General features: G+C 38.1%; 9 protein-coding genes. 6 read left to right on the plus strand and 3 right to left on the minus strand.

The window, feature by feature from the left end; all coding sequences use genetic code 11:
* Window positions 1-309: 309 nt before the first annotated feature.
* Window positions 310-1176, plus strand: coding sequence for a LysR substrate-binding domain-containing protein (locus CWB66_RS15930; RefSeq protein WP_077535630.1), 867 nt, complete (start codon window positions 310-312; stop codon window positions 1174-1176).
* A gap of 46 nt (window positions 1177-1222) precedes the next feature.
* Here CWB66_RS15930 and CWB66_RS15935 read toward each other — a convergent pair whose 3' ends face one another.
* Window positions 1223-1813 (minus strand): MarR family winged helix-turn-helix transcriptional regulator, encoded by a 591-nt coding sequence (locus tag CWB66_RS15935; RefSeq protein WP_252371771.1) that lies wholly within the window; start codon window positions 1811-1813, stop codon window positions 1223-1225.
* A 94-nt stretch (window positions 1814-1907) separates the two neighbouring features.
* Here CWB66_RS15935 and CWB66_RS15940 point away from each other — a divergent pair, with 94 nt between their 5' ends.
* The 3 genes from CWB66_RS15940 (at window position 1908) to CWB66_RS15950 (ending at window position 4363) form a co-directional block, all read left to right on the plus strand.
* Window positions 1908-2789 carry a haloalkane dehalogenase gene (locus CWB66_RS15940; RefSeq protein WP_138586113.1) on the plus strand — a complete coding sequence of 294 codons (882 nt, stop codon included), beginning with the start codon at window positions 1908-1910 and terminating at the stop codon, window positions 2787-2789.
* 89 nt (window positions 2790-2878) lie between these two features.
* Window positions 2879-3430 (plus strand): hypothetical protein, encoded by a 552-nt coding sequence (locus CWB66_RS15945; RefSeq protein WP_138586114.1) that lies wholly within the window; start codon window positions 2879-2881, stop codon window positions 3428-3430.
* 339 nt (window positions 3431-3769) lie between these two features.
* Complete coding sequence (locus tag CWB66_RS15950; RefSeq protein WP_138586115.1) at window positions 3770-4363, plus strand: 3'-5' exonuclease; 594 nt, start codon at window positions 3770-3772, stop codon at window positions 4361-4363.
* A 153-nt stretch (window positions 4364-4516) separates the two neighbouring features.
* On the opposite strand, the gene CWB66_RS15955 is transcribed toward CWB66_RS15950, so the two are convergent.
* A complete protein-coding gene (locus tag CWB66_RS15955; protein ID WP_138586116.1) occupies window positions 4517-5008 on the minus strand; it encodes a hypothetical protein in 492 nt (163 codons plus the stop codon).
* A 237-nt stretch (window positions 5009-5245) separates the two neighbouring features.
* A complete protein-coding gene (uvrA, locus tag CWB66_RS15960; RefSeq protein WP_138586117.1) occupies window positions 5246-7816 on the minus strand; it encodes an excinuclease ABC subunit UvrA in 2571 nt (856 codons plus the stop codon).
* A gap of 216 nt (window positions 7817-8032) precedes the next feature.
* Between uvrA and CWB66_RS15965 the strand changes: the two genes are divergently transcribed.
* Both CWB66_RS15965 and CWB66_RS15970 read left to right on the plus strand, forming a co-directional pair.
* Entirely contained in the window at window positions 8033-8437 is a 405-nt protein-coding gene (locus CWB66_RS15965; protein ID WP_138586118.1) for a hypothetical protein, read from the plus strand.
* Window positions 8438-8939: 502 nt separating this feature from the next.
* The gene (locus CWB66_RS15970; RefSeq protein ID WP_138586119.1) at window positions 8940-9653 is read left to right on the plus strand and encodes an NAD-dependent deacylase; all 714 of its coding nucleotides are present in this window, start codon (window positions 8940-8942) and stop codon (window positions 9651-9653) included.
* Window positions 9654-9786 lie beyond the last annotated feature (133 nt).

Genomic DNA, 9786 nt, shown 5'->3' on the forward strand with positions numbered 1-9786 from the left:
GGTTAAGATATTTACTAATATATTGAATCATAATGATATTTAAATTTATTTTTCTCTAGCCAGAGATTTTCAGTGAAAACAAGGCGAATTTACGCGTCAATAGCTGGCCTATTGCAAGTAAATTCAACGCAGTTAGCGCTGAAAATAGCTGCTTGAGATAGATTTATTATCCAGAGTTCAGGTTATTTAATGCCCCCAAGTAATTTTATATCTTCAAAGTAAAGTGAAGAAATATGATTATGATATTTGTTACTGTAAAAATAGTAATGTATTATTTATTAAAGCAGTTAATACATATAGGTAATAATCATGCAGTGGGAAGGTATTAGCGAATTTGTTTATGTGGCTGAAAATGAGAGTTTTACGCTTGCTTCTAAAAAGATGGCTATATCAACTGCACAGGTTAGCCGTCAAATAAGTGCTTTAGAAAAACGTTTGAATATAAAGTTATTCTATCGAACCACACGCAAGGTTTCTTTAACAGAAGAAGGCCGCGTTTTTTACCAGCACTGCCGCAGTGTGCTGGATGGATTGGATGCCGCTGAGCGTGCTATCACTAACTTACAATCTAAACCCCAAGGCAAAATCAAATTAACCGCATCGGTAACGTATGGCGAGCAGCATATACTTCCTTTAGTGAATGATTTTATGCAGTTATATAGTGATATTGAAGTATCGGCTTATTTAAGTAATAGGAAAATTGACTTAGTTGAAGATGGTTACGATCTTGCAATTAGGCTGGGTAAGTTGAGTGATTCCTCGATGATGGCGAAAAAGCTTGGCAAGCGAACAAACTATGTATGTGCCTCTCCTGTTTATTTAGAAAAACAGGGTATTCCACATTCTATTTCAGAACTTAATAAGCATAGCTGCTTATTGGGTACACTCGATTATTGGCATTTTACCGAATTAAATAAAGAAAAAAGTATTCGAGTAAGCGGCCGCTTACGATATAACAGCGGATATAGTTTAACAGATGCAGCTTTAAAAGGCTTAGGAATAGTGCAGTTACCCGATTATTATGTTCAACAACACCTAGAAAGTGGAAAGCTTGTTTCATTATTAGATAACTATCGTGCTCCTGATGAAGGCATATGGGCAGTTTACCCACAGAACCGTCATCTATCCCCAAAAATAAGGTTACTTGTAGATTATTTAGCTGATCAGCTTTCATAATGGGTAGTTAACTGTTTTATTAAAAGTATTATCCCTAAAATTTCAGTTATTTTATTGCATTTTCTACTGGGCAGCCTTGTTTTCGACATACACCTTCGTTACACAACTTACATATTTTACGCGCTTCTATTTGCTCGGTTGAAAAATTACCCAGTGCTATTTCTATTAAACTTAAAAAGCTTACCTGTTGTTCATCAGTAAAGTTTTCAAGTATTTTAGATGTCACTGTTTCTCTATTACTTAGTATTGATTCGACCCTGCAACTGCCTTTACCTGTTACACATAAAACAACGGAGCGGGCATCGTTTACTGATTTTTTTCTTTCTACCAGCCCCTCTTTTTCAAGTGTATTAATTAACCGAACAGCGCCAGAGTGGGTTAAACCGAGCACTTTGCTCAACATATCAATAGTTTCATTGGGGTGATTATTAATTGTGACCAATGCGGCTTCGTGGCTAAGACTTCTGCCACCTAATTCAGCAATCTGCTTTTCTATATCAGTAGCTACAGAGGTCGCGAAGGTGCCTATTAAATTTGCTATGTATTTTTCATTTTTCATAGATTTAATTATATGTGATTCGATCATATAAATATAGTGACAAATTAAGTCATCTCGATTGTTGTGTGACTCAGTCATGTACTTTGTGTTATTTGTTGCTTATACACGTTAACGATAAATAATAAACAAGGGCTTAAAGTTAATAATTACTTAAATAAAGCGAAGAAATTTAATGAGAAATGATTCAGAAACATTACGTTATGCAAAAAAGTTTAAAACTGTTTTAGATAAAAAAATGGCTTATATAGATGAGGGCGAAGGCGATCCAATCGTATTTTTACATGGTAATCCTACATCTAGCTACCTTTGGCGAAATATTATGCCGTATATGCAAGGACAAGGGCGTTTAATTGCTATCGACATGATTGGATTGGGTGATTCACAAAAGCTAGACAATACCCATGAGGGAAGTTACTCATTAGCTGAAAATAGTAAGTACACATTTGCACTTTTAGATGCGCTCGGCGTAAACAATAATGTTACTTTAGTACTGCACGATTGGGGTTCAGGCGTTGGCTTTAACTGGGCAAATACACATCGCGACGCTGTAAAAGCCATTGCCTTTATGGAAGCAATCGTGACCGATTTTCCAACGTGGGACGATTTTCCTAAAGATCTACATGGGCCGATTGGTACTCTGCGCTCAGCGGAAGGTGAAAAAATGGTACTTGATGATAACTTTTTTATTGAAACCATATTACCCGCGACTATTACGCGCCAATTAACGCAAAAAGAACACGATGAATATCGCAGACCCTTCATAAATTCAGGGGAAGAACGCCGTGCAATTTTAGCGGGCCCTCGACAACTCCCGATTGCTGGAGAGCCTGCCGATACCGTGGCTTTAGTAAAAAACTATGCGAGCTATTTAGCCAACTCTCGTGATATTCCAAAGTTATTTATTAATGCAGAGCCAGGTGCCTTTTTAGTTGGTTACGCACGAGATTTTGTACGCACATGGCCAAACCTAACTGAGGTAACAGTGAGCGGTATTCACTATATACAAGAAGACTCTGCGCATGAAATAGGTAAGGCTATTTCTGATTGGTTATAAAATCAGACAATTATAAGGGTTGTTTTTATTGCGCTATTAATTAACAATCACTATTAATCATGGTTATTTACTGTATATGAGAATTTAAAATGGAATTAGATGATATAACCAATAAAAATTTAAAAGCGGCGTTAAAAGCGAGTGCAATATTAGATATTGAATTTTGTGGAGATGAGCATCTTCGTTGCTTTTCTTATAAAACAGAGTACGCACGTGGTGTTGACATTGCTACATACGATAATGGCGGTGGGGACCAAATAGTTATTGTTTTAACAAGTAATACTATTTTAGTAAAAGGTTTCGATCATGAATCGCAGGTAAGCCCACACTCTCAAGATGAATATGCTATTTGGCCCGGAATGTACCAAGGCGCGCCTATAGAGTTACTCAAAGCTTTAGAAGCAGATGACTTTGAAATTGATCATGTAACATTCTGCTTTTGGCGCTCTGAAAAGGATGCGGCATGGCAACAAGGTCCGGTTAGTTTTAAAAATAATGAAGACGATGGAGCGAGTTGGCTACTGTCTGTAATTCCAAAAACACCCAGTGATTTTATTGAATATGCTAATGAATATTATAGCGATGATTTCAATAAAGTATCTCCAGAAAGAGTCTATCAAGTATTTAATGAGAATACGTAAAATAGTATAAATACAGATAGTTAAGCGCGGTTAAAGTAATGGTGTTACATATTGTTTTTACGGGTACGCATGTTGTACTTTCTAAAAAAATTATACACAGTGGATACAAATACAAGGTGATTTTAGTGATTATAAAGCATCATTAGGACCTTGGGGCGTAGATGAAATAATTGATTATCTTAACATCGAGTATGGCAACCTGTTACCAAGTGCTTACTTGCAAGTGCATGAGTTTATAAATAGTAATGAAATCATAAAGGTTGTGTTGAGAGCTTAAATTTGGTTATTGATATGTAAATTTAAGTTACCAAATTTCAGCTTTTTTGAACGGGATAATACATGGAAAGATTAACAAAAGAGCAGATTCAATTTTTACCGATGTACGACGGTTTAAGCCACGATAATATAATTGTAGTAACGCAAGCGTCAGATGCGATAAGTGCAATAGTTGAGCTAAAAAAACATGCAATTTTAGGGTTTGATACAGAAAGTAAGCCTTGCTATAAAAAAGGTGAAATAAGCGATGGACCTCATCTAATTCAATTATCTACAAAAACAAAAGCGTTTTTATTTCCGACTAAATTTTTTGAAAACTTTACTGAAATTGAAGATATATTATCTGATTCAACTATAAAAAAAGTAGGCTTTGGTTTAAAAGAAGATAAAAAAATGATTTTTAGGAAATTTGGAATTAAATTAGAAAATACAGTCGAATTATCCTCTAAAGTTATGCATTTTTCGCAGGTAACACAGCGCGTTGGTGCTAGAGCTGCTGTTGCGATGTTTTTTAATCAGCGTTTATCTAAAGGCGCGCAACGTTCAAACTGGTCCGTATTTCCTTTAAAGGATCATCAAAAAATGTATGCTGCAAATGATGCCCACTCAGCATTACTAATTGAGCTTGAAATAGAAAAACACAATAGCAATTTATAAGTAGATACTATTAATAAGAGTTAGTTTTTAGTTTACTTTGTGCCTGTTGCTACATTAATAACATAAATTTATGTAATATAACCCATAGTTTTTACGGGTTATATTAAGGTGATTTAAGTTTATATAAAAATATTACGTTGCTTTAGCGTGGTTTTATTGCGCAGCGTTGTATTTGTTTTTAATTTCATCAGCTGTCATTCTTTTAGCAACATCTTCAAATTTGAGTGCTAAATTATTGCAATTAAATTCTAATATAAAATTAGCCTCTATTTCATAAAAGCTATCCAATGCAATTAAGGGTTTACTAATAAACCATTTTTGTGGTTCTATAGTTACTACGTCAGAAAATTGTTTTTGAAACTTACGAACCCCAAGCTTTTTCGTTTCGAGAGTAATCGGTTCGTTAGACGCATTGATAAAATAAACCTCTGACACCCAGTCAACAATACCTTCGTTATAAAGAGTTGTTAAATCATCAGAAAATGGCCCGTCATGTTTAAACCCTTCAGGAACTCGTTCAGGACCTAACGTTATAACTAGCCTTGTAATTAAACCTAGTTCAGGGTTGAAATCTTCAAATTCATAATACAGGCTATATTCTAAATCTTGAGGTTCATTAGGTTTAGAGTCGAGATTTTCATTCATTATGTTACCCATTTTTTAAGTGATATATTGCTAGGTTTATAACTAACATTTACAACGAGCTTTAAATTGATTTCGATTAAAATCCTATCTGAGTTTATGACCTTGTTCAATGTTTTCATTCGATTTTTATGACCGCTATTATTAATTATTAAACATATGCAAAATTAAATTACTTAAGAGTGTCGCTTAATCCTAAGTAATTTACGAGAGTATTTGTAATGTTACGCTTAGTTTAAATTAACCTGAGCTTTGGTTAATATTTAACAAAAAGGGAGCCGTTCTACTTGTTTGAGATTGGGCTACATCTGTAGGTTTCCCTTGCGCTACAATTAAGCCGCCTTCTTCGCCAGCACCGGGTCCTACATCAATTACCCAGTCACTATTGCGGGCTACTTGCATATCGTGTTCAACCATAATAACGGTGTTGCCAGCATCTACTAATTTATTTAGCTGCGCCATTAACATTGATACATCCGATGGATGCAGGCCTGTCGTTGGCTCATCAAGAATATAAAGTGTGTTACCGCGCTGCGCACGTTGCAGCTCCGTTGCTAATTTAATACGCTGCGCTTCACCGCCCGAAAGCTCAGTGGCAGGTTGCCCTAAACGTAAATACCCAAGACCAACTTGCATAAGTGCATCGAGCGCGCGCAATATTGCGGGTTCATTTTCAAAAAAGGTGTGCGCCGATTCAACCGTTAAATTAAGCACATCAGCAATGTTTTTATCACGGTATATAACCTCAAGTGTTTGCTTGTTATAGCGTTTTCCTTGGCACACTTGGCAAGGCGAATAAACGCTGGGCAAAAACAGCAGCTCTATACTCACAAAGCCAACGCCTTCACAGTTTTTACAGCGACCTTTAGCAACATTAAACGAAAAGCGACCAGCATCGTAACGGCGCTCTTTCGCTTTTTGGGTAGAAGCAAATAGTTTACGCACATGATCAAATAAACCCGTATAGGTAGCTAAGTTTGAACGAGGGGTACGGCCAATCGCTTTTTGATTTACGGTAATCAGGCGGCTTATATTATTTATTCCTTCAATGATTTTTCCGCTGGTGTGTGTTTGCAGCTCTTGTTCGAGTAAGTCGGCTTCGTCGGTTGGCGCTTCCGGTATTACTTTTTGCCCAAGTGCTTCGTAAACAAGTTCTACTAACGCTTGGCTTACTAGGCTTGATTTACCAGAGCCCGAAACACCAGTAACGGTTGTCATAACACCTAGTGGAAATTCTGCATTGAGTTTTTTAAGGTTGTTACGCTCAATATCTGCCAATTTTAACCACGCTTTTGGCTGCCTTTGCTCCTTTTTTTGCGCGCTGTTTTGAGTTGACTCTTGACTGGCGTTTTTAGCAAAAAGGTGACGACCGGTGTGCGAATTTTTTATTTTTCTTAACCCTTCAACAGGGCCGCTGTAAATAATGTTGCCACCATGCACACCGGCATCAGGGCCTACATCAACAATCCAATCAGCATGTTCAACAACGCTAACATCGTGTTCAACAACAAATACAGAATTGCCAGCCGCTATTAGCTCATCAAGCGCTTTTAAAAGTGCTTGAGTGTCTGCAGGGTGTAAACCCGCTGAAGGTTCATCTAACACGTAAACTACCCCAAATAATTTAGAGCGAATTTGTGTGGCAAGTCGCAACCGTTGTAGCTCTCCGGGTGAGAGCGTTGGCGTTGTACGCTCAAGCGACAAGTATCCTAAACCAAGCATGGTTAGTGCTTCAATACGGGTGAGTATATCGCTGGCAATGCGCTGCGTAACAATGGCTTGCTCTGGATTTTTTGTATTTTTATTTACTTTGGTATTGGCGGCGTTACTTAGTTTTTTAGCAAGCTCGTTTAATGTAAGTTGAGATAGCTCGCCAATATCAAGCCCTGCAAATTTAACACTTAACGATGCTTGTTTTAATTTTTTACCTTGGCAAGTAGGGCACTGCGATATTTGCATAAACTGTGATACGCGCTTTTTTGTACGCGGACTTTGTGTGGTCGCAAAAGACTGTAAAACAAAGCGTTTAGCGCTTGAAAAAGTTCCCATGTAGCTTGGATCTTCGTTGTTTTGTATCGCATTTTGCGTTTGCTCATAGGTGTAATCTGGATATACCGGCACTGTTGGAGTGTCGTCGGTAAATAAAATCCAATCGCGTGCCTTTTTAGAAAGCTTATTCCAAGGCGTATCTATGTCATAACCAAGTGAGGTAAGAATGCGACTTAAATTTTTACCTTGCCATGCTGGTGGCCACGCTTCAATGGCGCGCTGGCGAATAGTTTTTGTATCATCGGGCACAAGTAGCTTTTCGGTTACTTCAAATACTCGGCCTATGCCATGACATTCTGAGCAAGCGCCTTGTGGCGTATTAGGTGAAAACGCATCGGCATATAAAATACCCTGCCCAGCAGGGTAATCGCCTGCACGTGAGTAAAGCATACGTAGCGCGTTAGAGATTGTCGTTATACTGCCCACAGATGAACGAACAGACGGCGCGCCGCGTTGCTGTTGTAAAGCAACGGCAGGCGGTAGTCCTTCAATAGAATCAACATCGGGCTCATCAACTTGATCTATTAACCTACGTGCATAGGGCGATACCGAATCAAGATAGCGATGCTGCGACTCAGCAAACAGGGTTCCAAAAGCTAGCGACGACTTACCCGATCCCGATATACCTGTAAAAACAACCAATGCGTTACGTGGTAAATCAACATCAACATTTTTTAGGTTATGAACGCGCGCGCCCCTTACCTGTATAGTGTTATTTGGATCTGATAAATTAATTACTGAATCATTATGTGTGGTTGTCATACGCTTTACTCCTATTTCACCGCGCTTTTACACTAAGTGCGCTTTGGACAATTTACTCTTATTACTCGTTACTGTTACCAATAATATCGCAGGCTCACTGAATGCTCGCTTATTCAATATAATACATAAAGTTATGATAATTGCTTGTTTACATAATAGGGTTGGAATGCGAATATAATTTAAATTGATTTATAGTTTAATAAGAAGGAACTGACATTGAGCAAAGCCTTAATAATATTTTTAATGATGTTTTCGTGGGCTACTCAGGCCGATACACTCAAAGCGCTTAATGTTGACCGTGCAGTACCAAATAGCATGCACTTATCGTTTGCAAACGATAGCAACATAACCCCTAAAAAAGGGGATTTCAAAATCGTTAATTATGTATTAATGAGTAATGAAGAGGGTGAACGCTGGGCTGTTATAACGCTTACTAACTTATCGTCGGGCAACCGCGAACTAAGTGAGGAGCATTTACTTGCACTCTTTGCTGACGGCAGCCGATTCATGCCAATGGAACTTAAACTCGGTTTTAAAGGCAACGAAACACAATCGCTTACAGTATCGTTTGCCGATTATAAATTTCCTATTTTAAGTGTGTATTCGAGCAACGATTTGTAACTATTATTAGTGCGATCATAATGCTTTAGGGTCTTGTTGCGTATTGTATTAAATGCCAATTTTGTAATTGGCAGGATCACCGAGATACTATTTGTGCTAGTAATATTTACCCAATCGAAAAGTATGGTCTTAAAAACAGAAGAACAAACTCCTATAATGGCAAAATAGTGTGCTGTTGGAGTTACTTTTCAGCTTGGTAATATAGCAAAGGTTTTTAAAGTATTGAGTATCTGCAAATTGAATGTATTCATTAGTCGGCTTTGAGCGATAAGCGGTCATTCAAGTGAGTCGTTATTAACTTAGTAAGAATAAGAGGAAACTTTCCCTTTTTTTACATAGCGAAATAACCTACAGCAAGCATAATATTTATAGCTGGTAATAACTTACACTATTTGCTATTAATATAAGTTCACAAAATAAGGACGTTTTCGCGCTAAAATAGGGAAAGTGTCCTTTGATAAAGATGTTAGATTACCACGCGGGATGGAACTGAACACTAATTATGAAACCTGAGATTGATTCGAATAAAATTGTGGTGTTCACGGGTGCTGGAATAAGCGCAGAAAGTGGTTTGCAAACATTTCGCGATTCAAATGGGCTGTGGAACGATTTTAGAGTTGAGGATGTGGCAACACCCGAAGCTTGGGCCTCGAACCCAGAACTGGTGCTACAGTTCTATAACGATAGGCGGAAGCAAGCTTTTGATGCCGCTCCTAATGCGGCACACGATGCTGTTACAAGGCTTGAAGAAAAATATGAAGTTATTGTTATTACTCAAAATGTTGATGATCTTCACGAGCGTTCTGGATCGACAAACGTAATTCATGTGCATGGGCAACTCAAGTATGCACGAAGTAGTAACAATGATTCGTTGCTTTACCTATATGATGAAGGAAAGCCTATCCAGGTTGGTGATGTATGTGATGAGGGAAGCCAGCTACGGCCTCATATAGTTTGGTTTGGGGAGAACATACAGAATTATGAGTTGGCAAGAAAACATCTCGTTACGGCTGGAAGAGTACTTGTTGTTGGCACCTCCCTGTCTGTATATCCGGCTGCTGGAATTCTTAAGAAGGCGAGGTTTAATGCAGAGAAAATCATTATTACCCGGCAAATAGACAAAAAACCTTCTGGTTATAAATTACTAAGAGGTAGTGCAACTACGTTGGTTCCTTCGGTTATAGGTGATTGGCTTAACGGGAAGAAGGTAATCTAATCGGGTAGCCGGAGGTCTCTAACCTCCAGCCCCCACACCACCCATCATGCGGGTCCGCAATGGGCGGTTCATCTCCCGTAATGAATATTGATCCAAATATCTTTCAATGACACTAAACCTTGTGATGCTAAAT

It is taken from the genome of Pseudoalteromonas sp. S558 (assembly GCF_005886635.1).
In the GTDB taxonomy this organism is placed as follows: Bacteria; Pseudomonadota; Gammaproteobacteria; order Enterobacterales; family Alteromonadaceae; genus Pseudoalteromonas; species Pseudoalteromonas aliena.